Source organism: Pseudoalteromonas sp. R3 (assembly GCF_004014715.1).
Taxonomy (GTDB): domain Bacteria; phylum Pseudomonadota; class Gammaproteobacteria; order Enterobacterales; family Alteromonadaceae; genus Pseudoalteromonas.
Genome location: NZ_CP034835.1, coordinates 398,999 through 422,697, shown reverse-complemented (window position 1 = coordinate 422,697; position 23,699 = coordinate 398,999). Strand labels below are relative to the sequence as shown.

20 protein-coding genes and 2 pseudogenes are annotated in these 23,699 nt (G+C 47.5%); 9 read left to right on the top strand and 13 right to left on the bottom strand.

Translation table 11 applies throughout. The annotated features are described in order from the left end of the window. Positions 1 to 5 precede the first annotated feature (5 nt). The 6 genes from rng to ELR70_RS06775 form a co-directional block, all read right to left on the bottom strand. Positions 6 to 1,478, bottom strand: a complete 1,473-nt coding sequence (rng, locus tag ELR70_RS06800; protein ID WP_054014273.1) for a ribonuclease G — start codon at positions 1,476 to 1,478, stop codon at positions 6 to 8. Continuing rightward, positions 1,471 to 2,049 (bottom strand): Maf family protein, encoded by a 579-nt coding sequence (locus tag ELR70_RS06795; RefSeq protein WP_054014272.1) that lies wholly within the window; start codon positions 2,047 to 2,049, stop codon positions 1,471 to 1,473. The genes rng and ELR70_RS06795 overlap by 8 nt, the downstream gene beginning before the upstream one ends. Next, positions 2,049 to 2,525, bottom strand: a complete 477-nt coding sequence (mreD, locus tag ELR70_RS06790) for a rod shape-determining protein MreD (protein WP_054014271.1) — start codon at positions 2,523 to 2,525, stop codon at positions 2,049 to 2,051. Before mreD ends, ELR70_RS06795 begins: the two co-directional genes overlap by 1 nt. Before the next feature lie 2 nt (positions 2,526 to 2,527). Beyond that, positions 2,528 to 3,361 (bottom strand): rod shape-determining protein MreC, encoded by an 834-nt coding sequence (gene mreC, locus ELR70_RS06785; protein WP_054014270.1) that lies wholly within the window; start codon positions 3,359 to 3,361, stop codon positions 2,528 to 2,530. Then, the gene (locus ELR70_RS06780) at positions 3,361 to 4,404 is read right to left on the bottom strand and encodes a rod shape-determining protein (RefSeq protein ID WP_054014269.1); all 1,044 of its coding nucleotides are present in this window, start codon (positions 4,402 to 4,404) and stop codon (positions 3,361 to 3,363) included. The genes mreC and ELR70_RS06780 overlap by 1 nt, the downstream gene beginning before the upstream one ends. 139 nt (positions 4,405 to 4,543) lie before the next feature. Then, the gene (locus tag ELR70_RS06775) at positions 4,544 to 6,568 is read right to left on the bottom strand and encodes a formylglycine-generating enzyme family protein (RefSeq protein ID WP_054014268.1); all 2,025 of its coding nucleotides are present in this window, start codon (positions 6,566 to 6,568) and stop codon (positions 4,544 to 4,546) included. A 211-nt stretch (positions 6,569 to 6,779) separates the two neighbouring features. On the opposite strand from ELR70_RS06775, the gene ELR70_RS06770 reads away from it, so the two are divergent. Beyond that, on the top strand, positions 6,780 to 7,682 hold the full coding sequence (locus ELR70_RS06770) for a pyridoxal-phosphate dependent enzyme (RefSeq protein WP_054014267.1): 903 nt from the start codon (positions 6,780 to 6,782) through the stop codon (positions 7,680 to 7,682). Positions 7,683 to 7,710: 28 nt separating this feature from the next. Here the strand turns inward: ELR70_RS06770 and ELR70_RS06765 are convergent, their stop codons facing one another. After that, the gene (locus tag ELR70_RS06765) at positions 7,711 to 9,354 is read right to left on the bottom strand and encodes an EAL domain-containing protein (protein WP_082353122.1); all 1,644 of its coding nucleotides are present in this window, start codon (positions 9,352 to 9,354) and stop codon (positions 7,711 to 7,713) included. 340 nt (positions 9,355 to 9,694) lie between these two features. On the opposite strand from ELR70_RS06765, the gene ELR70_RS06760 reads away from it, so the two are divergent. The 3 genes from ELR70_RS06760 to ELR70_RS06750 are packed head-to-tail and all read left to right on the top strand — an operon-like array spanning position 9,695 to position 12,037. After that, positions 9,695 to 10,039, top strand: a complete 345-nt coding sequence (locus ELR70_RS06760; protein WP_054014265.1) for a helix-turn-helix transcriptional regulator — start codon at positions 9,695 to 9,697, stop codon at positions 10,037 to 10,039. Positions 10,040 to 10,041: 2 nt separating this feature from the next. Further along, complete coding sequence (locus ELR70_RS06755) at positions 10,042 to 10,776, top strand: permease prefix domain 2-containing transporter (protein ID WP_054014264.1); 735 nt, start codon at positions 10,042 to 10,044, stop codon at positions 10,774 to 10,776. A gap of 22 nt (positions 10,777 to 10,798) precedes the next feature. After that, a complete protein-coding gene (locus ELR70_RS06750) occupies positions 10,799 to 12,037 on the top strand; it encodes a serine hydrolase (protein ID WP_054014263.1) in 1,239 nt (412 codons plus the stop codon). Positions 12,038 to 12,217: 180 nt separating this feature from the next. On the opposite strand, the gene ssb is transcribed toward ELR70_RS06750, so the two are convergent. The 3 genes and pseudogenes from ssb to ELR70_RS06735 all read right to left on the bottom strand — a co-directional run bounded on the left by ssb (position 12,218) and on the right by ELR70_RS06735 (position 15,154). Beyond that, the gene (ssb, locus tag ELR70_RS06745; RefSeq protein WP_054014262.1) at positions 12,218 to 12,910 is read right to left on the bottom strand and encodes a single-stranded DNA-binding protein; all 693 of its coding nucleotides are present in this window, start codon (positions 12,908 to 12,910) and stop codon (positions 12,218 to 12,220) included. A 27-nt stretch (positions 12,911 to 12,937) separates the two neighbouring features. After that, positions 12,938 to 14,304, bottom strand: a pseudogene (locus ELR70_RS06740) (MFS transporter). A gap of 97 nt (positions 14,305 to 14,401) precedes the next feature. Continuing rightward, on the bottom strand, positions 14,402 to 15,154 hold the full coding sequence (locus tag ELR70_RS06735) for a transporter substrate-binding domain-containing protein (RefSeq protein WP_054014260.1): 753 nt from the start codon (positions 15,152 to 15,154) through the stop codon (positions 14,402 to 14,404). Between the two features lie 124 nt (positions 15,155 to 15,278). Here ELR70_RS06735 and uvrA point away from each other — a divergent pair. Both uvrA and ELR70_RS06725 read left to right on the top strand, forming a co-directional pair. Continuing rightward, positions 15,279 to 18,097, top strand: a pseudogene (gene uvrA, locus ELR70_RS06730) (excinuclease ABC subunit UvrA). Between the two features lie 65 nt (positions 18,098 to 18,162). Then, positions 18,163 to 19,245 (top strand): hypothetical protein, encoded by a 1,083-nt coding sequence (locus tag ELR70_RS06725; RefSeq protein ID WP_054014258.1) that lies wholly within the window; start codon positions 18,163 to 18,165, stop codon positions 19,243 to 19,245. Positions 19,246 to 19,347: 102 nt separating this feature from the next. Here the strand turns inward: ELR70_RS06725 and ELR70_RS06720 are convergent, their stop codons facing one another. Further along, positions 19,348 to 19,737, bottom strand: coding sequence for a thioesterase family protein (locus tag ELR70_RS06720; RefSeq protein ID WP_054014257.1), 390 nt, complete (start codon positions 19,735 to 19,737; stop codon positions 19,348 to 19,350). Positions 19,738 to 19,766: 29 nt separating this feature from the next. Here ELR70_RS06720 and ELR70_RS06715 point away from each other — a divergent pair, with 29 nt between their 5' ends. Beyond that, positions 19,767 to 20,483 (top strand): 2OG-Fe(II) oxygenase, encoded by a 717-nt coding sequence (locus ELR70_RS06715; protein ID WP_054014256.1) that lies wholly within the window; start codon positions 19,767 to 19,769, stop codon positions 20,481 to 20,483. Here ELR70_RS06715 and ELR70_RS06710 read toward each other — a convergent pair. Next, entirely contained in the window at positions 20,480 to 20,854 is a 375-nt protein-coding gene (locus ELR70_RS06710) for a YacL family protein (RefSeq protein WP_054014255.1), read from the bottom strand. The genes ELR70_RS06715 and ELR70_RS06710 overlap by 4 nt on opposite strands. Before the next feature lie 135 nt (positions 20,855 to 20,989). Here ELR70_RS06710 and ELR70_RS06705 point away from each other — a divergent pair, with 135 nt between their 5' ends. After that, positions 20,990 to 21,898 carry an AEC family transporter gene (locus tag ELR70_RS06705; protein ID WP_054014254.1) on the top strand — a complete coding sequence of 303 codons (909 nt, stop codon included), beginning with the start codon at positions 20,990 to 20,992 and terminating at the stop codon, positions 21,896 to 21,898. Here the strand turns inward: ELR70_RS06705 and ELR70_RS06700 are convergent. Next, positions 21,890 to 22,114 (bottom strand): hypothetical protein, encoded by a 225-nt coding sequence (locus tag ELR70_RS06700; RefSeq protein ID WP_054014253.1) that lies wholly within the window; start codon positions 22,112 to 22,114, stop codon positions 21,890 to 21,892. The genes ELR70_RS06705 and ELR70_RS06700 overlap by 9 nt on opposite strands. Before the next feature lie 237 nt (positions 22,115 to 22,351). On the opposite strand from ELR70_RS06700, the gene ELR70_RS06695 reads away from it, so the two are divergent. Next, positions 22,352 to 23,665, top strand: coding sequence for a TIGR00366 family protein (locus ELR70_RS06695; RefSeq protein ID WP_054014252.1), 1,314 nt, complete (start codon positions 22,352 to 22,354; stop codon positions 23,663 to 23,665). Positions 23,666 to 23,699 lie beyond the last annotated feature (34 nt).

Below are 23,699 nucleotides of genomic sequence, written 5' to 3'. Positions count from 1 at the left end.
TGCTACTACATCATGACGACATCAAACTGCTCCTGGCTATACAGGCTCTCAGTCTGAATGTTGACTTGCTTACCGATAAACAATTCCAGTTCTGCCAGATTGTGATATTCGTCATTGACCAGGGCTTCGCTGACTGCCGGTGATGCGTAGACCATGAATTTATCGGCGTCATAAGCACGGTTTACACGCACAATTTCGCGTAAAATTTCGTAGCAAACGGTTTCGACGGTCTTGAGTGAGCCACGACCTGAGCAGGCCGGACATACATCACACAGAATGTGCTCAAGGCTTTCTCGCGTGCGCTTTCGGGTCATTTCAACCAAACCCAGCGCAGACAAACCATTGATGTTGGCTTTAGCTCGATCTTTTGCCAATGCCGTTTCCAGTGAATGCAAAACCCGACGCTTGTGCTCGTCCGAGATCATATCGATGAAGTCAATAATGATAATGCCACCCAGGTTACGCAGCCTAAGCTGCCTGGCAATGGCTGAAGTCGCCTCAACGTTAGTATTAAAAATGGTCTCTTCAAGATTACGATGACCAACGAACGCACCTGTGTTCACATCAACCGTAGTCATGGCTTCCGTTTGATCAAAGATCAGGTACCCTCCCGATTTCAACTCCACCTTACGATGCAATGCTTTTTGAATTTCTATCTCAACATCAAATAAGTCAAAGATCGGACGCTCTCCCGGATAGTATTCGAGCGTTTGTGACAACTGAGGGACAAACTCTTCTGTGAAGTCTTTTAGCTGCTGGTAGGTCAGTTTAGAGTCGACACGAATACGCTCCATATCTTCCCCCACATAGTCCCTGAGTGTGCGAAATGCAAGTGTCAGATCCTCATGGAGAATACTGGCTTTGCTGGTTTTTCTACGCCGTTTAATGATTTTTTGCCACAGCTTCTTCAGAAACTCAGCATCATGCTGTAGCTCAGCTTCAGCCGCCCCTTCTGCCGCGGTGCGAACTATAAAACCACCATTTTCATCATTATATTGAGCGACAATTTTTTTCAACCGGCTGCGCTCTTCTTCAGTTTCGATGCGCTGGCTGACACCCACATGAGTCGCATCCGGCATAAACACCAGGTAACGAGACGGAATGGTAATGTCTGTGGTCAGGCGGGCACCTTTAGTGCCAATGGGATCTTTCACCACTTGCACCATAATAAACTGGCCCTGTTTTACCAGCTCACGAATATCTTGTACTTTCTTAATTGGTTGATCGTCAACCCCCTCTTCAATCGAGGCGCTGTTAACAATATCGGATGCATGCAAAAAAGCTGCTTTTTCAAGGCCTATGTCGACAAAAGCGGCTTGCATCCCAGGCAGAACCCGGCTGATTTTACCCAGATAGATATTACCTACAATACCGAGATTACCAACTCGCTCTACTTGCACCTCTTGTAAAACACCATTTTCAATGAGTGCAACCCGGCTTTCGCTGGGAGTCACATTGATCAATAACTCACTACTCATCTACACCCGCCATAAATGCTTTAATCAGTTCATCCGTCTCGTATAAAGGTAAGCCGACAACGGCGAAATAGCTACCTGATAACTGAGTAACAAAACGCCCTCCTAACCCTTGAATGCCATAGCCTCCCGCTTTATCCTGCGGTTCCCCACTTTGCCAGTATTGCTCAATTTCCTGTTCACTCAAGGGTTTAAATGTAACATCTGTTATCACAGTTCGGCTTAGAACCCGATCTATACCGGCAACGGCAATTGCAGTCATGACTTGATGCGTTTTACCAGACAACGCCTGCATCATGGTCATAAAGTCATATTTATCCTTGGGCTTACCCAGTGCCTGTTGCCCAAGAACGACAATGGTATCACTGCCCAGTACAGGCGCATCCTGATAGCCCATAGAAACCCCACTGCTGGCCTTCAAGCGCGCCAGACGTTCAACATAAACCAAAGGTGTCTCACCGGGGAATTGACTTTCGTCTGCATCTACAGAAAATTGCGAGAAAGAATAGCCGAGCTGAGTCAACAATTCGCGCCTGCGTGGCGATGCTGACGCCAAATAAAGTGTTGGTGTCATTAACGGATCCTAAAATGCCTGCGATACTTTCGTAATAACAGGAAAACCCAAGGCCAGCACAACATGCCAATTAAGGCCGGCCATAAATATCTCGGGTTGAAATAAATGTCTAACAGGAAGTGATTCAGCCAAAACTGCAGTAAATGATACAAAGCTAAAAACAAACCGATAAGCACTGCCTGCTGCCAGATTGAGAAGTTCCTAATCTTTTGAAAATTGCTGGTCGTGATATACAAACAAATAGAATAAGTCAGTGAATTCACCCCCAACGGAGAGCCCGTTGCCAGATCCATAACTAACCCGGTACACCATGCCCAACCAATGTTGACACGATGCGGTAAGGCGATAGACCAGTACATTAATACCAGTAAGACCCAGTCGGGCCTAAATGGTTCAAAGGATATAGGCAACGGCATCAGGGCCATAATTAAAGCAATAAACAGGCTAAGTGCTACCAGGGCATAACTTCGGTTCATACTCACAGCTCCCCTTTAGCCATTTTACCCAAAATCACGAGCAAACGAATACGATCCAGCTGTGCAACAGGCTCTGCATAGACTTTAGAAAAAGGGAGTCCCTCGTCGCGATCTATCTCGGTCACCACGGCAACTGGGTAGCCTTCTGGAAACGTACCACCCAGTCCAGAAGTCACCAGGATATCTCCCAAACGAATATCCAGGCTGTGTGGTACATGCTGTAGTTGCACCAGATTGATTTTTCCTGTGCCTTCCACCACAGTACGTACGTCATTGCGCAGGATCCGTACAGGGGTAGCATGAGTCGTGTCTGTCATGAGCAATACGCGGGACGTAGTACTGCCGACCTGAGTAAGCTGTCCAACAATCCCCATCTCATCAATCACTGGCTGACCTTCCAATACGCCATCGATCGCGCCACGGTTGACCACAACCTGATGGCTGTATCGGCTCGATCGTACCGATAAAACTTCCGCAATCAAGCGCTCTCTTTGCTGTCGAGAAGATGCGCCGAGTAAGGCACGCAGCTGCTGATTTTCACGTAACAGAAATTGATACTGCTGAAGTTGCTCGCTTTGTAATAGCTGTTTTTTACGTAGTGCTTCGTTTTCCTGAAACAACCGGTCTCGGGTATCCAGGCTTTTGGCACCCAGGCTAAAAACTTCATAGGGAACATTCGCCACATAAAGCAACGGGCTTACCAGTGTATTAAGGCTGGTTCTCACTAAGGTACCGCCCGAAGTATAGCGATCCCCCAGGATCAGCAGTACGCTAAGCACAACTGCGACCGTAAGTCGCAGTTGCAAAGAAATAGTACGTCCAAAAAGCAGGTTCATCAGTCGTAACTAAATACGTCACCACCGTGCATATCTATCATTTCAAGGGCCTTACCACCACCACGAGCTACGCAGGTTAAAGGATCTTCAGCTACCACGACTGGGATCCCGGTTTCTTCCATAAGTAGGCGGTCCAGATCTTTGAGCAATGCGCCACCACCGGTCAGCACCATACCATGCGCAGAGATATCCGACGCCAGCTCAGGCGGAGACTGCTCCAGAGCGACCATTACCGCACTCACAATTCCCATCAGCGGCTCTTGTAAGGCTTCCAAAATTTCATGAGAGTTCAGTGTAAACGAGCGAGGCACGCCTTCCGCTAAGTTACGACCACGTACTTCAATTTCAACTGGCGTTTCGCTCTTAAAGGCTGAGCCAATCTCATGCTTAATGTGCTCGGCGGTGGCCTCACCAATCAGGCTACCAAAGTTACGGCGCACATAATTGATGATTGCTTCATCGAACTTGTCGCCACCAATACGAACAGACGATGAGTAGACCACACCATTCAGTGAGATGATTGCTACTTCTGTGGTTCCCCCACCGATATCAACTACCATGGAACCTGTTGCTTCTGAAACAGGTAAGCCTGCGCCAATTGCCGCCGCCATTGGCTCTTCGATAAGGTAAACCTCTCTGGCTCCCGCACCCATGGCAGACTCACGAATGGCACGTTTCTCAACCTGCGTTGCGCCACATGGGACACAGATCAGCACACGAGGGCTCGGACGCATAAAATTATTATTGTGCACTTGCTTGATGAAGTGCTGCAGCATCTTTTCCGTCACATAGAAGTCGGCGATGACACCATCTTTCATAGGTCGAATGGCTTTGATATTACCTGGCGTACGACCCAGCATTTGCTTTGCGGCAGTACCCACAGAAGCAACGCTCTTCGGTCCACCCGCACGTTCCTGACGGATCGCAACAACTGAAGGCTCGTTCAACACGATCCCTTCTTCTTTCACGTAAATCAGGGTATTTGCCGTACCTAAGTCGATCGACAGGTCATTTGAAAATAGTCCACGTAGTTTTTTAAACATGAGGCTGGGTAACCTTTAAGAATTCTTTTTGCAAACCATACAGTGGCTTACGCCACTGCGTTGAAATATTTCTCTGTGTGTCAAAGACACAGTCGCAAAGACATGAATAAGGCCGCCTCATTGGCGTGCCTAAACTGCCTTAACGCTCTCTTACTAATCTAAATCCGATATAATTGGCCCGAAAGTCGGGGGCCAGCGCCAACCGTGTAGATACCCGAGCGAGACTCGGTGCGAAGTTCCAAGCACCTCCACGTACCGTCACATCATCTTGCGACGCACGCTTCTGCGTCCACTCCCAGACATTACCTACTGTGTCATATAGCCCATAAGCGTTTGCTGCAAACTGACCTACGGGTGCCGGGCTTTTATTTGACCATTCACTGCCACACCAGCCACAGTTTGCCTGATTGCGACCAATTTCATTACCCCAAGGGTACTCTGAGGTAGTATCACCCCGAGCTGCATATTCCCATTCAACTTCGTTAGGTAAACGGTACTGCATGCCCTGATCACCTGACAGCCAATTGGCGTAGGCTTTAGCATCTTCATAAGATACACAGACAACCGGGAAATCGTCAGCTTGCTGGTATCCTGGCGCTCTCCAGTTGTAATCTATTTCCCAGACCGGCTCGCCATTTTTATAGTGGGCACAGCCCTTGCCCTTCTCAGCCTCAGTAACATACTGAGAACTATCGATAAAACGACGGAATTCGGAAACGGTGACTTCCTTACTTTGCATCACATAAGAATGGCTTAGCACCTTCTCTACGACTGGGCGTTCATTTGCCAGACCATTTCCTGTCAGATCACCCATTTTAAAGCTACCAGCAGGAATGATCACCGTTTCATTAACAATTCTGTCTGGGTTAACCACTTTAACGGGTTGTGGTGCGGCGACTTGTTGTGCTGGCTGAGTTTGCTCGCTTTTTGGTGTCGGTGCAGCAATCGACTCAGGCTTTTTTACCAGCCGGGCGTTTAAGGTCCTGGCTCGTCGCAAATTGAGATTGGCCTTGTAAGGCTCATAGCCCAGTTTGCGTACTTCGATGTCATGCATACCGGCTGGCAGATTGACCACCAGCTTGGTCGAACCATAACTGACACCGTTGATAAAGACTTCGTCGTCATACACATTGGAACGCAAAGTCAATTCGACATCACGATTCTTTGGCGGCTGAGGTGCTATCTCCGTGGTAATATCGGCAGAAGCGGGCATTCTCGCAACGCTGACCACCGGTTTGCTCTGAGATAAGTCATTTGAAAAAGTCAGCTGTTCATCACTGTATGTTGTTGGATAATTGGCTTGATACCCTAACGCCAGTGGTGAACCATATTCACTGCAGTAACGGTTATCCAAGTTCAGTAAGCTACACAGGCGACTGTTATTTACATCACCACGCATGGTCACACTCAGGTTAACACTGTAATTGCCCTGACCACTGAACGCACTGCCAACCACATGACTGCTAACAACCTGTACCTGCGCACCTGCCAGGTGACGCTTAGGTTCAACCACTCGTTGCTCCGTCAGGTTTGCAAAAATTTGATCAATAAAATGCTTAGTCGCTTTTTGCAGACCCAATTGCTGACCACGTTGTTCACATGCAGCAAGCGTTTCAGTGCGCTTACAATTAATTGTATGGTCCACTTCTAACGTGCCTTCACGACTGAACTCGTTACGCAGGCGTTCAATTCGAGCAGTGCTAAGCTGGTCATTCAAACTGGCTATGGTGTTAACTAAGGTGTGTTTGGTAACGCGAATTTGCTCAATATCTTTACGGTGTGATGCAATCGCCGCCAACTGCATTACGATGTCTTCTTTATTCTGTTTATGCTCTGCAACTGCCTGCTGATACCTGCTCTGTGCCGCTGATATATCCAGAGAAGGATCATCAATTAAGCGCCGATAAATATCATTCATTGCATCAAGCGCCTGGTTCTTTTCTTTATCCAGCTCCGCAGAACGTTGTCGCAATAGATCGAGCTGAGCCTGCAAGCGAGTTTCTTCACTCAAGTGCTTATCGAGTACTTGAGTATAGTTATCTAATTCAGCTTGCTTTTCAGTACGCTCAGATTCAATGGCAGTTACAGTTGCAGTATCTTGCGCCGACACACTTAAAGATAAAAGGGTCGCAGAGACAAAAAGAGATAAAGGAGCAATTTGCATAAATTCCATTCCCAACAGCGGCAGTTGTTTGGTCTTTGTTATTTTTTATAATTTAGCGCTTAATGCTATGTACTTAAGAACTAAAACACAAGCCTAGCACAATTAATATCTGAGTTTACAACTATTAGCCACTTCCTTACCAGTGTTCTACTAAGATTTTCATGAAATAATAACGGCTATCCGACACTAAATAACACAGACTGAACCAGAGATGGACAAGCTTGATTTTCCTGAGTCTCCGTTACAACAGATCACTGCACCCGAACTCGACACGGCAGGCGTTTCGCTACACATCAAACGTGACGATCTCCTTCACCCAACTATTCAGGGCAACAAATGGCGTAAGCTCAAATATAACCTCAAAGCAATGGCTGTGGAAAACAAACGAGCTCTGGTTACTTTTTCCGGTCCCTTTTCAAATCACCTGTATGCCACTGCAATGGCCTGCAAACAATTTAACATTCAGGGACATGCCGTGATCCGTGGTCCGCAGCTAGACTTAAACAATCCCACAATTCGCATGGCAAGCGCCTGTGGAATGACCTTGCATGCGGTCTCTCGAAAGGAGTATCGGCTACGTAACGAGCCTGAGTATCTGGCACAATTAGAACAGCAATTTCCCGACACTTTTGTCATTCCCGAAGGCGGTAGCAACCACTTTGCCCTTGCCGGTTGTAAAGAGCTAGCGCAGAGCCTGCCTGACAGCGATTATGTGTGTTGTGCCGTGGGTAGCGGTGGTACGTTGGCAGGCATGCTGGAAGGGCTGGCACCTGACTGTCAGTTACTGGGAATAGCAGTGCTAAAAGGGGCGCAATATTTACGCGATGACATCCAGAGGTTAAATCCGCAAGCTTCCGGGCGTACCAACTGGCAGCTGCTTTGCGATCACCATGAAGGTGGATATGGCAAGTTTTCAGCACCGTTGTGGCAGTTTTGCCAACGTATGCGTCGGGATCATGCATTGCCACTGGAGCCCATATACACAGGTAAATTAATGTTTGCGCTTTGGCAGCTGGTAGCACAAGGATATTTTCCTCGTGGCAGCCGGATCATTGCTATCCACAGTGGCGGATTACAAGGCTTAGATGGCTTGCGTTATCGTGGGCTTATCTGACCTCGCAGCTGCTCATAAACTGTGTTCATTACAAGCTCTGCTCGAGCTGTAATAAAGGAGCACTGAAATAATAGCCCTGAGCCCCATCAACCCCCAGGTTGGTAATACACTCAAATTCCTCTTTGGTTTCTACACCAACCGCATAAACCGGTATACCAAGCGATTTAGCCTGAGCCACAACCTGGCGCACAACACTACGTCGCTTGGCTGAATGATGCACTTCATGGATCAGCTCAAAAGCCAGTTTGAGCGCCGTTATATTGCCAAACTCGCGCAGCGACTCTATTTTCACGGGTGCATTCACATGATCCAAAACAAACCGGCACCCCAACTCAGACAAGCGAGCAAACTCTTGGGCACAATATGCTTCATATTGATAGAAATCTTGTAAGGTGAGTTCAAACGCAATGTCCTTTGCCCGATCCGATACTATCACTTGCTCACTTAACCACGCGACAAAGTCTCTATTACTCCAATTAAGCACATGTAAATTCACGCTAACAGAAAAGCCTGCTGGCTCTTTAGACAACGCTTTTAATGCGTGACAAACCATGGTTTTATCCAGCATCATCAAGTGATCTGCCTGATGAATTTTGTGAATAAACTGCCCGGCAGACATGAGCCCTAGTGAACGATGACGTACACGTAATAGTGCTTCACTTTGGATCACATCTTGTTGGGCAAAGCCAAATAAAGGCTGAAAGAACAACATGAAGCGCCCGGCTTTTATATCATCAATGATCTCACTTTCTGCACGGCGCAAACTGGTACTCAAGGTATGATTTAATGGCATAATATGAACGTGCTGCCAGACATTGCTCTGCGCTATGCTCAGTGCCGAACGAACAACCTGATAAACCATTGCCTGATCAGCTCCTTTAGCGTAAAAACACACCCCACACTTCACTGCACTGCGTGACAGATCAGGGCGAAAAGACAGCAAAGCCTGATAGATTACTTCGTGGATCCGCCGGGCCAGAGTATCCACGTCTACTTTATCAACCGGTGCCAGCGTCATCACCAAAGCGCCTGATGACAAGTACTTACAAGAGCATCGCTCGTACTTAGAGAAACAGCGTGCCAGTGTGACATTAAAGTGGTTTTGTGGATCTAAATCGTCAGGCAAGGCCAAACGCCACTTAACCATTGCGAACACAGATACTTTGCGACTTTCTTCTACAGCTTGTGCTCTCGTTATCGAGGTAGGTGTTAATTCTGAGGTAATGGCCCTAGCCTGAGAGGATGACAATTCAGAGCGAGAGAGACCCCCCATCCATCTGGAGAGCAGATACCCCGCTCCCAGAATCAGTAAGTTCATAAACAAAACAACGGGTAAACAGTCTTCTAGTATCGGAGCGGGTGACAGAGCCAGCGTTTGCTCAGCAAACTGGAAAGTCACACTTTCAGTCGCCCACAGCCAAACGGGTGCGGCCTGGTCTTCACTAATAAAGCCGTAGTGGCGGATCAAGGTAGAAAACTCGCCAACCTGTTGCGCCGAAGAGGATACGTCTAACTGCGTCAGGTGGCTTTGTAGCTGCCCGGCTTGTTGCACTACCTGTGCATGTGTGAATTGCCATAGCGCGCCATTAACCAACAACCAGACAACCCCAATCACCGCGCGCATTCCCCACCCGGTAAATATCTCTTTGTCTGCTTTAACTAGTCGACGCATGCTACTACACAAGCCAATAAACCCTGTATCAAGTTTTGTTCAAGACAGACTAAAACTCAAGTTGCCTGAGGCAGATTCCTCCGCAGGCGGGTGAGCGCGCTCAGACCTGGGTAATAATGCTGGCGATTTTATCTCTCAAGCAGAGCTTCAAATCCTTACTCCAGCTTACTAACTCCCACATATCCCATTCGTGCTATCTCTCAGCTTTTTACACAAACCTAAGTTATCGCTTCAGTTCCCATGAGATCATAAATAAAACTACATTGTAGTAATAATACCTTGCAGTAAATTCCTATTTTGTAGTAAAAATAAGGGAAATTAATTTTAAAGACTTCCTGTTATGTCTGAAAAAGATAAATTCTTAGGTGAATTCGAACAAATGACTATGCTTGCGTTACTTCATCTCGAAAATGACGCGTATGGTGCAGCGATTAGACAACTATTGGCAGAACAAGTGAATCGCAATGTCGCCATTGGCGCACTTTATTCGACACTAGAGCGATTGGAGCGTAAAGGAATGGTGGAATCGCAGCTAGGCGAAGCCACAGCTCAGCGAGGTGGTCGAGCAAAACGTTATTTCAAAGTGACTGCGCAAGGCCATAATGCACTTAAGCGTGCCAGACAGGCTATGGATACATTATGGCACGGACTATCTATTCGCCATTCTTTATCTCAGGAGGTGTAGCAATGAGCCTCTACTCAGACAACAAATCAGATGTCAAACCGCCAGCACTGGCAAATAAAATTCTCACTATATTGCTTCCTCATCGACTGGTAGAAAGTGTTCTGGGCGACCTTGAAGAAGAATTTAACTTACGAGCGAAACAAAGTATCAAACATGCTAATCAATGGTATTGGCAGCAAACTCTTGAAACGAGCATGATTTATCTACAGAAAAAACTGGCTTCTGTCGATGTGTTGGGGCGATTGAATTTTTACTTGCCTCTTATCATGTTCGTTGTGACTGCGGGTTTAATTGTGTTGCTGTCCATATTGAACGATCCTGCTTTCATTTCTGAAACATTTTGGGATGAGCTGCTACAAGGAAAAATTCATACGGCGCTCTTTAGTGCACATTTTTGGCACAATTTCTGGGACATTTTAGCGCTGGCTGAATGGGGCATGTTTATACATTTCGAGTCTTTGCTCATCTCGTTCTTCAGTATCGCAATGATGCTCTATTTATATAAACAACAACAAGCTTCCATCATTGAACTCGCTGTATGTGGTTATTCACTCGCTTTCATTCCTTACTTATGGAGCATCATGCATATCGCACATCATAGCTTTGAAGCAAGGCAAATAGGGCCCATTGTTGCGACCGGTATTCTTTGCCTGCTGTATCAGCTACCACCTGTCAGCTACATTATCCATCGCAAATTACAGCAGATAAAAACAGAACGCTTTGAATTTAATAAATAAAATAGAACTATAAGGAAAGGTTATGGCTCGCGTAAAATACAAACTGCTACTGCCTTTTATTGTCTGTAGCTTTGCAAGCATGGGTAATCAAGCATCTTTAACACCAGTAAATAAAATGGCGCCAACGGCCAGCGATGAGGAAGCAATGATACGACACTGGAGGCAACCCGAAATAAACCGTGAGTTTTGGGATATTTCTGTACTACCACAGGCTTTCATTGATGTTAAACCAGCTTCGAGAAGCGATGGCTTAGCGGTTGGGGAGTTGGGCATTGATGGCGGCAGAAAAGCCAATATCCTTGCACTGGCTGACGAACTTGCCAAAAAACAGCACGGTAATTTTGACAGCCTTTTAATTCACCATAAGGGCAAACTGTTGTTTGAGTCATATTACCTCAGAGGCCGCGTAGATTTATCCCATCCTCAATCATCAGTAACTAAAGCTTATACAGGCATGTTGCTTGGCCGTGCCATTCAATTGGGTTACCTCAGCATGGATGATTTGGATAAGCCCGTGGCAGGCTTTCTGGACAAGCTGGACGCTTCAAAGTTTGTTGACGGCGCAAGTCATATTACCTTGCACCAGGCTTTAACCATGACAACCGGACTTCGGATCAGCGATGCAACCCGCAAGTCTATGATGGAGAACTCGCCATTAGTCAAAGGTCAAAAAGAAATTCAATTTCTTTTCGAAAACAGTGCCCCCATAACATCCGAATCGAAAAGCTTTTATTACGATATTGGCCCTCAGCTTATTATGCAGGTAATCGAGGCGGTTATACCTGGTAATATTGAAAAATTCATTGAGAAAGAGCTATTGGGACAATTAGACATTTCAAATTTTCATTGGAAAACGGCACCGAGTGGATTACCCGAGTCGATATGGAGATCGAGCTTAACATCAAGAGACATGATAAAAATGGGCATACTCGCAGCAAATAGGGGCAAATGGAAAGGTAATCAGATAATTGATAAAGATTTTATGACCAGATCTACAAGTAGACTTATCACAACGGGAGATGATGAAATTTTCGGTGATGGCAAAGACGTTTCTAATCAGGGATATGGCTATTATTGGTGGAGTTCAGATCTTCAGTACAAGGATAAGAAATATGCGAGTGTCTCTGCCCAAGGTGGGGGAGGAATATACATCATTTTGATAGAAGAATTAGACTTAATTATTGCAATCACTGCGCATCACGTTGACCACGCAACACAGCAAATTGTAGCTGAACGGATCTTGCCTGCATTTGTTAATTAGCGTCTCAGATGACTGCTTATTGCTCGGGGAGGTTTGGACCGTCGGCGATCAGCAGACACATTCAAATTAAAGTGCATACCCATTCGTACTAATCTTACAGCTCATTTTCCAATAAACTAAAAAAGCCGCTCAACTGCGGCTTTTCAGAGTATTTTCCAACACTAATATATTTGTCTTTGATTAGAACGGAATATCGTCATCAAAGTCGATGGGCGGCTCCATTGGGTTGCTAGCGCTGCCGCTTGCATTGCCACCGGCGTTACCACCTGCATTACCTTGCTGAGGAGCAAAGCCACCTTGTGCAGGCGCATTATGCTGTGGTTGCTGACCCATAGACTGACCACCAAAGCCGCCGCCTTGTTGTTGGTTTTGCTGAGGCTGTTGTGCTTGCTGAGGTGCAAAACCGCCCTGCTGCTGTTGCCCGTACTGAGACTGGCCACCCTGGTTGCCATAATTAGACTGGTTAGACTGACCATAGCTTTGGCCACCTTGCTGACCACCCTGGTACTGACCACCACCTTGTTCACCACGGCCGCCCAGCATTTGCATCTGGCCACCCATATCAACAACGATCTCTGTCGTATAGCGCTCCTGACCACCTTGATCAGTCCATTTACGAGTCTGCAGACGACCTTCGATATAGACTTGTGAGCCCTTGCGTAAGTATTCGCCCGCTACTTCTGCCAGCTTACCGAATAGCACTACACGGTGCCATTCAGTGCGCTCTTGCATCTGACCTGTGTTTTTATCTTTCCAACTGTCGGTCGTTGCAATGCTGATGTTCGCTACGCCGTTTCCGTTAGGCATATAACGTACTTCAGGATCTTGGCCTAAATTACCAACCAAAATAACTTTGTTTACACCGCGTGCCATGGCACCCTCTCCTCACACTATTGCAAGCTAGCGCAAGCCCAGGGCTTGCTTTGCTTGGTTTAAATCAAATTCTTTATCGTTTACTTTCAAGTAGGTACGATTTTCTTCACTGACAACGGTTGCTTCGATAACCCCAGGTAACGCGACCAGCTGATCGGCCAAAGCATCGGCTCGCTCTGGCTCATCCACGTCAGTTACAAAACTGAGTGTTTTACTTCGCACCGGGATTTGCATACGCCACGCAATAAATAGCCATATTACCCCAATTGCCGCAGCCGCAGCAAACACAGTTTGAGGATTAAACTGCTGAGCCAGATAACCCCCATCACACCACCTGCAAATGCGCCAAAAAATTGCGAAGAGGAAAAGACGCCCATTGCTGAACCTTTTTGGGTCGCCGGGGCAATGCGCGAAACCAAAGCTGGCATCGTCGCCTCAAGAAAGTTAAACGCAATGAAATACACTGTCATCGCTACCGCTATCCCTATCAGGGAGTTTGCCGCGGGGATTAAAGCCAGCGTGCTCAGCACCAGTAAGGCTATCGACGCCAGAAATACCTGTTTCTCTTTTTGCTTACGAATGGCCACTATCATCAGCGGCGCCATCAATACGAACGCAAGCAATAAAACGGGGATATACAATTGCCAATGATCCTGCGCAGCCAAACCATCAGCAATGAGCTGACCCGGCAGCGCGACAAATAACGTCGTCAAGGTTAAGTGTAGCAGTAACACGCCAAGATCCAGCCTAATCAGCTGCGGATGACGCACTAACTGGCGAATATCTGCCATGCTGGCTACCGTGTCTCCTTTGGGCGCCCGGTTTACTGCACTTGGCACGATAAACATCACTATCCCGATCCCCAGTACAGCCAGTGCCGCAGTCAGCCAGAAAATTCCCGCTATGCCAAATGCAGCAGCAACCATAGGACCCAACAACATCGCCACGGCAAAGCTCATACCGATACACATACCAATGACAGCCATGACTTTGGGTCGCTGTTCATCTCGGCTTAGATCAGAAGCCAGCGCCAGCAGAGCACTTGCAATGGCACCCATCCCCTGTAAGGCGCGCCCTGCTGTCACCCAATAAATCGAGTCAGCCAGTGCCGCTATCACAGAGCCAATAGCAAACATAATTAAGCCAGCAACAATAATCGGTTTGCGGCCAAATTTATCAGACAACCACCCCATGGGAATTTGCAGTAACGCCTGTGTCAGTCCGTAAGCACCGATTGCCAGACCAATCCACAGTGGCGATACATCAGTGAGTGACTGACCGTAAATGGCCAACACGGGCATGAGCATAAACAGCCCAAGCATCCGAAAGGCAAAGACACTGGCCAGTGAAATAGCAGCACGTTTTTCAAGAGAGTTAAGTGATTGTTTCGACATGACACTTATTTGGCTAAGACAAAAACAGGCGCTAGTCTAGCAAAAAAGTAACCAAGTGTTGACGACCAGATCAGATTTTAGTGAGAAAAACCGGTGTTTAGTCTAATCCGTACTTGGACAGGATCTGCTTTAGACGGCCTGAATGTTGCAGCCGCTGAAACGCAGCCGTCAACTGCTGTATATCCTTGGCCGACACTGACCGTTTGCTCAAGGCATAATAAACCGGCTCGCGGTTTACAACCAGCGGACTTACCGTGATCTGAGCGAAATCAGGGTTGTGTTGCGACTGATACAAAACATTAAACTTTTCTTCCAAAAACCCAGCGATCCTGCCGTGTTTCAGCAAACTCAGCTTGCGCTGGTTATCCGCCACATAAATAAAGCGTTGTGACTCAGCTTTCGCCTGCTCTCGTAGCAGCAACTCGTTAAACACAGGACCGTAAAATGCTTCTCGCTGAATAGCAACAGGCACAGGGAGCGTAAACAGATCAGACAATTGGTGTAGCGAATAAGGTCGCTGCTGGCTCATGGCAAAGACAATTGTTTCCATTCTTTGCGGGCCGATAAAATAAGCAAATAGCTCCCGTTCAGGCGTGCGGCTGACACTCAGTACCATATCGAGCTCGCCTTCTGCCAGCATTTTCAGTGCTCTACCCCAGGGCACATTAATAAACTGATAGCCGCAACCAGCCTCATCCAGCAGCGCCCTGGCAAAGTCCACATCCAGGCCATGCCACTTTGATGTACTATCTAAACGCGATTGTGCGGCATAGTTTTCAAACCGGACAACAAGCTCACACCCCGCAACAAGCGGCGTAAACAGTGCACATATAAAAGCTAACCAGTACAAATGTGATCCCCAGTTTTGAGGTTTCTCGTAAGTTTAGTCAAGATAGCTTAATTTTACAGACAGGATAGGGTACCCTTGGAGTCTGATAAAAACACTGTAAGTTTGTACAGCAAATAAGGCCACCATGGATAAAATAGAAGTTAGAGGCGCACGCACGCACAACCTCAAAGACATCTCTCTTACAATACCGCGCGACAAGCTCATTGTGATCACCGGCCTTTCTGGGTCAGGTAAGTCATCGCTGGCATTCGACACCTTATATGCAGAAGGGCAGCGCCGCTATGTGGAGTCACTCTCTGCTTATGCCAGACAATTCCTGTCGCTGATGGAAAAGCCTGACGTTGATCACATCGAAGGGCTCTCACCGGCGATTTCCATTGAGCAGAAGTCGACTTCTCATAATCCGCGCTCAACGGTCGGGACCATCACTGAAATTTATGATTATTTGCGCTTATTGTTTGCCCGTGTTGGTGAGCCTCGCTGTCCGACGCATGACCTGCCTCTCAAAGCCCAAACCATCAGTCAGATGGTAGATACGGTACTGGCCCACCCCGAAGGCAGTAAGCTTATGCTGCTCGCCCCTGTGGTGAAAAACCGTAAAGGGGAGCACGTTAAGCTCCTTGAACAGCTGGCAAGTCAGGGGTTTATCCGTGCCCGTATCGACGGCGAAGTATGCGACTTATCCGATCCACCAACACTAGAATTACACAAAAAGCATACCATTGAGGTGGTGGTTGACCGTTTTAAAGTGAAGGAAGGCCTGGAACAGAGGCTTGCGGAGTCTTTTGAAACCGCGCTAGAGCTGGCTGATGGTATAGCCGTGGTCGCCGCGATGGATGACAGTCTCGAAGAAGAGTTGATATTTTCAGCCAACTTTGCCTGCCCAACATGTGGCTATGCCATGACCGAGCTTGAGCCTCGCCTATTCTCGTTCAACAACCCGGCCGGTGCATGTCAAAGCTGTGACGGCCTTGGCGTAAGACAGTTCTTTGACCCAAGCAGAGTCGTACAAAATCCGGAGCTGAGCCTGTCCGGCGGGGCCATTAAAGGATGGGATAAGCGTAGTTTTTATTATTACCAAATGCTTAGTTCAGTAGCTGAACATTATGGCTTTGATCTGGAAGTACCGTTTCAGGATTTACCAAAAGACGCGCAAAAAGTGGTACTTGAAGGCTCCGGACGTACCAAGATTGCCTTTAATTATCGTAATGACAGAGGTGACTTGATCACCCGGAATCATGAGTTCGAAGGCGTGTTAAATAATATGAATCGCCGCTACCGGGAAACCGAGTCGGCCTCAGTTCGCGAAGAGCTGGCTAAGTATCAGACCAGCCAGGCATGTCCAAAATGCGAAGGTTCTCGGCTCAGAGAAGAAGCGCGCCATGTATTCATTGGTGCCACTAATTTGCCAACCGTTACCACTATGAGTATTGGCGAAGCATGCGACTTTTTCGGTGACCTGACCCTCAGTGGCCAAAAAGCGAAGATCGCAGAAAAGGTGCTAAAAGAGATCCGTGATCGCCTGTCCTTTTTGATTAATGTCGGCCTGAACTATCTGTCACTAGAGCGTAGTGCTGATACCCTTTCCGGGGAGAGGCCCAAAGGATCCGTTTAGCCAGTCAGATTGGCGCCGGCCTTGTTGGAGTCATGTATGTACTGGACGAGCCATCTATCGGTCTGCATCAGCGCGATAACGATCGCCTGCTTAGCACACTGACACATCTGCGCGATCTCGGTAACACGGTGATTGTTGTTGAACATGATGAAGACGCAATCCGCGCAGCGGATCATATTATCGATATCGGCCCGGGTGCCGGTGTTCATGGTGGATATGTGGTAGCACAAGGCAGTCGCGAGGACATTATGGCTAACTCCGAATCGCTGACTGGCCAGTATCTTAGTGGTAAGCAAGCAATTGCCATCCCTGCACAACGCCACCAGCCCGGCGATCAATGGCTGGCACTCAATGGTGCAAGTGGAAATAACCTGAAGGACGTCAATCTGAAGATCCCATTTGGTCTTATGACTTGTGTCACCGGTGTATCAGGATCAGGAAAGTCCACGCTCATTAACGATACACTGTTCAAACTTGCTCACAGGGAGCTCAATGGCGCTACGGTTGCTGAACCATCACCTTACCAGTCAATTGAGGGCCTGGAGCATTTTGATAAGGTGATCGACATAGATCAGAGCCCGATAGGTCGTACACCGCGCTCAAATCCGGCTACCTACACTGGGATCTTTACAGCGATCCGTGAATTGTTCGCTGGCACTCAGGAAGCACGCTCAAGGGGCTACAAAGTCGGCCGTTTTAGTTTCAATGTGAAAGGTGGCCGCTGTGAAGCCTGTCAGGGTGATGGTGTGATCAAGGTTGAAATGCACTTCCTGCCCGACGTGTATGTCCCCTGTGACGTCTGTACAGGCAAGCGATACAACCGTGAAACCTTAGAGGTCCTGTACAAAGGCAAAAATATCCATGAAGTCCTGGAAATGACCGTAGAAGATGCCCGTGAGTTTTTCGACAAGATCCCGGCTATTAAACGCAAACTGCAGACTCTGATGGACGTTGGTTTGTCATACATTCGACTCGGGCAGGCTGCAACTACCTTGTCCGGAGGCGAGGCCCAGCGGGTCAAATTGGCTCGTGAGCTGTCTAAGCGAGACACAGGTAAAACCTTGTATATCCTGGATGAACCTACCACAGGACTACACTTCCATGATATTCAGCAGCTGTTGGTTGTGCTACATCGTCTGCGTGATCATGGTAATACTGTGGTGGTCATTGAGCATAACCTGGATGTCATTAAGACCGCCGATTGGATCGTCGATTTAGGCCCTGAAGGTGGCGCAGGCGGTGGCCAAATCCTGACTGCCGGAACGCCGGAAGACGTAGCACAATGCCCTGCCTCACACACTGGTCGATACCTTAAGCCTATGTTATAACGGACTGAGCAAGGGGGAGCGACCTCCCCCACTCACTTTACTCGTCAGGGATTGGAACAAAAATAATGAAACTGGCTCTCCCAAACGCGCTACAACCCGCATTAAGTCCGCTTATCAAAATCCAAAAAAGATGGTTAGTATTCTGGCACGCACTTAATGTAGCGCAACGCTGCTACTTTTCAGCAACTACGCTGTGCCTGATTGCAATTTTCAACGAACTGCCTGAAGACAACTCACTGTACATGGCCGCTTCTGTATTAGCATTGATAGCCATGACCAAAGAATTCTGGCCCAGGTTTATTCATCTTTGGGAAAGCCTGCCTGGCAAAGCCGTGATCTTATTGTTCTACGCGTTTATTGCCAACTATGCGCTGGCCCAGGCAGCTGGTATGGTCAATGACATTACCGGGGTAAATGCCGATCACCTGCCCTATTCGCATAATTTTAGCATGTTGCTGTCGGTACCAACCTGGTTTGTCACTACCAGCATCTTACTGCTGATCCTGTTACAACTCATCCAGCCTGTTTATTTGTTTGTGCTGATGTTGTTAAGACCCTTTGGGTTGCATAAATGGTGGCACAGCCCCGACTACCAATACCCGGTAACCACTGGGTTGGTGCGCTTTTTCTTTGGACTGTTTTTGCTCTATCAGATGGCCGTATTTATTTCCTCTACTGGCATGTCGCGTGGTGTGAATAGCTTTTTACGACATATTATTGAAGGCTTTACTGGCCAGTCAATCCAGGTCAACATTGCTATGCAAGAAGGTTCCGACAACACGGCTGTAGGAACCAGTATTGATGCTGTAGCTGGCTCTGCTGTGGATGACACAGCCCAAGCCAAACTCGCAGAGAAACAGGCTGAACTACAAGAGCTCCAGGTACAATTATCAGCGTTTGAAAAAAACGCCGATAAATATGAGCGCCATTTACAAAATGTGCTGACATATTTTATCTATGAGTATGAATCGGATAGCCGCTCACGATGTGAAATTACTCCGGGTACCCGTATTATTGAGTTAAACGACTATGAACTGCTGGAGATCACTAAAATTGAAGGTGAACCTACCCGTTATGAATTTGTGGTGAAACCGTGTATCTCCGCAGCTATTGGGCATCAGTTTCGGGTTATATCAGATAGCCAGTAGCTGATATGAATTGGTGGTGCCCCCCAGCTTCTCGGTAGCTATTGGGCATCAGTTCAGGGTAACGTCAGACCACGAATCATTGAGTTAAATGACGCGTAAAATCTAAAGCGCGTAGGCTGCCAGCTCAGCTTTTTCTCTATCATTCAGCGCCTGAGAGGTTTTGTTAGCAAAATCATAACGTACCATCACGGTGCGCCCTTCTGCACAGCACTCCCCGTGCTGCCAGGCCTGCTGAAGGATCACAAAAGAGCTGTTACCTACCTTCTCGATGGCGGTTTTAACTTCAACTTGTTGCCCGTAAAACAGCTCACCTTTAAAGGTTACCTCCACTTTGGCAACAATCAGCTTCCATTGATGTGGATTAAGGTCAGGTGTAAAAATTTTGAAAATAGGGGTGCGCGCCGCTTCAAACCATACCGGGAGTGCGGTATTGTTGATGTGTCCGAGCACGTCTGTTTCACTAAAACGTGGCATAAGAGTTTCTGACAGCATAATAATTCTAACCAATTTTGGATATCAACATGACTGATTTTATTCGCATTTATGAAAATGCACTGAGTCCCGAGTTCTGCCAGCAGTTTATTCAGACTTTTGATAACAGCCCCCATCTGGCTCAGGGTACAACCTCGGGCGGTATCGATCTCAGTAAGAAAATCAGTCAGGATCTGTATTTAAATCAATACCCGGATTATGCTCAGCAATTAACACACATTCAACAAACCACGTCAAAATACCTGTTCGATTACATTGAAGAACACTTTTTCATGATGATAGGTGCATTCGGGTTGAGTGTCTTCCACCCCAAAACTGGCCAGCCAGTCAATTTAACCGTCGATAACTTTGAGGAAGTGGGTAAGCCTCAATTACCCATTTTAACCCAGCAATTGTTTCGTTTAGGGTCAATTCAGGCTCAGCGTTACCCGACCAATGAGGGTGGTTATCCATATTGGCACAGCGAAGTTTATCCGCAATTACAACATAACGAAGCGCTGCACCGCGTACTCTTGTTTATGTTTTACCTCAATGACGTAGAAGAAGGCGGCGAAACCGAATTTCACTATCAAAATAAGATGATTAAACCAAAACAAGGCTCTATGGTTATTGCCCCGGCCTACTTCACACATACGCATCGGGGTAACATGCCGCGCTCTAATGATAAGTATATTCTTACATCCTGGGTGCTATTTAACCGAGCAGAGCAGCTTTATGGTGCGCCGCCTCAACAAGCGACAAGCTAACGGCGACGACGGATAAACTCTTGCCAATCAAGAAGTAAGGCTTCGAAATCTTCGAAGCCACAACCAGCACTCAGACCATACTCTTCCAGTGACAACGCGTCATCACTGAAGGCGGATAGCGCGTCCGACTGCTCATGGTACAAATCGTGGGCTTCAAAGAGCGCTTCCTGGTGTGTGACGGTCAATCGTACTTCCCGCCCTTCAAGACAAAGCTCATCCCGACTGGTTTTTACCGCTTCAAGTTGTGCAACAAATGTTGGCACTTCTTCATGGGCAAGTTCGTCATTCAACCAACGGCCAACCAACTCATGTTCTGCTGACATTTTGACACGAAACCCGGCAATCGGATCGCGAATAAACTGATACTCCATACTCACTTCAAGTTATGATTAAACACCTAAGTAAGTATACCCTAACTACACAACAGTGCATTGTCTAGCTCAGATAAACCCGTATAATACGCGCTTCACTCTGGACCATAGCCGTTCGCAACTGGCGAGTAACCCGTGACTTTCATTGATATTCTGTTTCCGCTGATTTTTGTCGTCACCTGTGGGTTTATCTGTGCCCGCACCCAGTTTATTTCATCAGCCCAACTGGATGGGATCCGAGTCTATATTTTTAATCTGGCGATCCCCGTGCTGCTCTTTTTAAGTATGTTTCGAGCAGAACTGTCAGATATTGCATCAGCCAGGCTGTTACTGGCATTTTACTTACCCGTCGTTGCCATCTATGTACTCATCGTTGGCATCATGGGATCCCACCGAAAATGGGCTGTCAAAGAAGCTGCTCTCGGTGCTCTCAATAGTACTTACTCTAATACAGTAGTTGTGGGGCTTCCTGTGATCCTGGCGGCACTAGGTGAGCAGGCCGCGGCGATGGTCTTTATGATCATCCCTTTACACAGCGCAGTCCTGTTTTCCCTCACCTTTATGCTCGCGCGTGAAAAAGAAACCCGTGGTATGACATGGTTAAAACCGCTCTTTCTGAACCCTGTTGTACTGAGTATCAGCCTTGGAATGATAGCCAACCTGCTGCAATTCCCTATCCCAATATTACTGCTCAGTGGCATGGACTGGTTTGCAAAACCGGCCATTGCTGGCGCCTTGTTCGTACTGGGTGCCAGCCTGGTTCAATATGGGTTTCGCCCGGTGTGGTTTCCTGCGCTGATACTCAGTGCAATCAAGCTGTTAGTATTACCATTATGTGTTTACCTGACAGCCACACTGCTCATGTTGGAACCACTACAGCGCCAGGTCGTCACTTTGATGAGCGCAGCACCACTTGGTATTAACGCTTACCTGGTCGCACGTCAGTTATCGGTGCAACAGGCCGTGAGTGCAGGTAGTGTAGTGTTATCTACGCTGTTAAGTGTCGCCTCACTGAGCCTGTGGCTGGCCATTTTATCAGTCTGAAGAACGGTATTTAGCGGCATCAATGATCGACCATAATTGCACGATTGCCGCCAACACCGCAGGCACCACCAGCCACCATAGCGCATATCCGCCAACACAGATGACCGCAAAGATCAGAGCTGCCAGTAAACGTCCCTGCACCAATTGACCTAAGCCCGGAAAAAACACATTACATATCGCGGCAATTACATTGCCTCCTGAACCCTGTCCTGCCATAAAGACCTCTCTTTTTTAGTTTTAGCTGCGCAGTTGAATAGTGACGCGCAGACAATTCAAACGTATGATTTATCTGTTACACGTTCTGTGCCAGAATTATAAACACTTAATAATCAATAAAATATAAAAAATCCGCGACTCACTCAGCTGTTAATATAGCTTAATTGACTAACTTTTAGTGAATTAAATCACTAAACCAGGAAGCTGTTTGTCGCGCACATTCAATGGGAATTTGTCATGCTAAACCGTATAACACAGCCACTCAGCCGACTGGTCGAGCGCTATTTACCCGACCCCTATATTTTTGTCTGCCTGCTGACTCTGCTGGTGCTCATCCTTGCCTGCATGCTCACTCCTACCACAGCGGCAGAAGCACTCTCCATTTGGGGACAGGGGTTCTGGAACTTGCTGCAATTTGCCATGCAGATGTTACTGATCTTAGTCTGTGGCTACATGTTAGCCAGTACTCGCCCTTGTGTCATGGCTTTAAACAAACTGGCAACCTTCGCTCGAACTCCTGCTCAGGCCATTATGCTGGTCACTGTTGTTGCCATGCTGGCCAGTTGGCTAAACTGGGGCTTTGGCCTGGTGGTGGGTGCTTTGTTCGCCAAAGCGCTCGCTCGTCAGGTTGCTGTAGATTATAGACTTCTGATTGCCAGTGCGTACTCTGGATTTATTGTCTGGCACGGCGGGCTGGCCGGCTCAGTGCCTCTTACTATCGCTACCCCAGGGCACTTTGCTGAAGCACAGATTGGTATTCTGAGCACAGCTCAAACCCTGTTTGCACCATTTAATCTGCTTATTTTAAGTGTACTTTTTGTGGTCATGCCGTTACTTAATCGTTTAATGCTGCCGCCAACCGAAGCGCAGATCATCGTCAATCCTGAAAAACTAGTACAACCAGAGCCACAGAGCCCCCCGGCTTCACCAACCCCAGCTGAGAGACTGGAGCATAGTACACTGGTTGGTACCCTGATAGGATTATTGGGATGTGGCTATCTGCTGCATTATTTTTTCGTCGCCGGCGGCACGCTTAACCTCAACAGTGTTATTGCGCTGTTTTTGTTTTTGGCCATCTTGCTGCATCGTACACCTGCCAACGTACTAAATAGCTTACAGGAAGCTATCAAGGGGGGCGCGGGTATTGTGATCCAGTTTCCCTTTTATGCGGGGATCATGGCCGTGATGGTCAAAACAGGGTTAGCACAACAGATTTCAAGTGGCTTTGTTGAGATCAGTACCAGCACAACTTTACCATTGTGGAGCTTTCTCAGCGCCGGCTTGGTCAATATTTTCGTGCCTTCTGGTGGTGGGCAATGGGCTGTTCAAGCACCCATTGTGCTCCCCGCAGCACAAGAACTGGGAGCTGACATTGCACGTGTTGCGATGGCTGTAGCCTGGGGAGATGCCTGGACCAATCTGATACAGCCTTTTTGGGCACTTCCCGTGCTGGCCATTGCAGGTTTAAAAGCAAAGGATATTATGGGGTTTTGTCTGATCCAGCTGCTGGTCAGTGGGGTTGTCATTGCACTTCTGTTGACCCTGGCTTAACCTCGAAGATATGCCGGTCACAACGCTGACCGGC

Bases quoted from the DNA above. Each gene is read 5' to 3' on its own strand.
- ELR70_RS06755 (WP_054014264.1), top strand. From the start codon at position 10,042: ATGAGCCTCTACTCAGACAACAAATCAGATGTCAAACCGCCAGCACTG.
- rng (WP_054014273.1), bottom strand. From the start codon at position 1,478: ATGAGTAGTGAGTTATTGATCAATGTGACTCCCAGCGAAAGCCGGGTT.
- ELR70_RS06720 (WP_054014257.1), bottom strand. From the start codon at position 19,737: ATGCTGTCAGAAACTCTTATGCCACGTTTTAGTGAAACAGACGTGCTC.
- ELR70_RS06725 (WP_054014258.1), top strand. From the start codon at position 18,163: ATGAAACTGGCTCTCCCAAACGCGCTACAACCCGCATTAAGTCCGCTT.
- ELR70_RS06710 (WP_054014255.1), bottom strand. From the start codon at position 20,854: ATGGAGTATCAGTTTATTCGCGATCCGATTGCCGGGTTTCGTGTCAAA.
- ELR70_RS06760 (WP_054014265.1), top strand. From the start codon at position 9,695: ATGTCTGAAAAAGATAAATTCTTAGGTGAATTCGAACAAATGACTATG.
- ELR70_RS06770 (WP_054014267.1), top strand. From the start codon at position 6,780: ATGGACAAGCTTGATTTTCCTGAGTCTCCGTTACAACAGATCACTGCA.
- ELR70_RS06795 (WP_054014272.1), bottom strand. From the start codon at position 2,049: ATGACACCAACACTTTATTTGGCGTCAGCATCGCCACGCAGGCGCGAA.
- ssb (WP_054014262.1), bottom strand. From the start codon at position 12,910: ATGGCACGCGGTGTAAACAAAGTTATTTTGGTTGGTAATTTAGGCCAA.
- ELR70_RS06780 (WP_054014269.1), bottom strand. From the start codon at position 4,404: ATGTTTAAAAAACTACGTGGACTATTTTCAAATGACCTGTCGATCGAC.
- ELR70_RS06715 (WP_054014256.1), top strand. From the start codon at position 19,767: ATGACTGATTTTATTCGCATTTATGAAAATGCACTGAGTCCCGAGTTC.
- ELR70_RS06700 (WP_054014253.1), bottom strand. From the start codon at position 22,114: ATGGCAGGACAGGGTTCAGGAGGCAATGTAATTGCCGCGATATGTAAT.
- ELR70_RS06750 (WP_054014263.1), top strand. From the start codon at position 10,799: ATGGCTCGCGTAAAATACAAACTGCTACTGCCTTTTATTGTCTGTAGC.
- mreC (WP_054014270.1), bottom strand. From the start codon at position 3,361: ATGAACCTGCTTTTTGGACGTACTATTTCTTTGCAACTGCGACTTACG.
- mreD (WP_054014271.1), bottom strand. From the start codon at position 2,525: ATGAACCGAAGTTATGCCCTGGTAGCACTTAGCCTGTTTATTGCTTTA.
- ELR70_RS06775 (WP_054014268.1), bottom strand. From the start codon at position 6,568: ATGCAAATTGCTCCTTTATCTCTTTTTGTCTCTGCGACCCTTTTATCT.
- ELR70_RS06765 (WP_082353122.1), bottom strand. From the start codon at position 9,354: ATGCGTCGACTAGTTAAAGCAGACAAAGAGATATTTACCGGGTGGGGA.
- ELR70_RS06695 (WP_054014252.1), top strand. From the start codon at position 22,352: ATGCTAAACCGTATAACACAGCCACTCAGCCGACTGGTCGAGCGCTAT.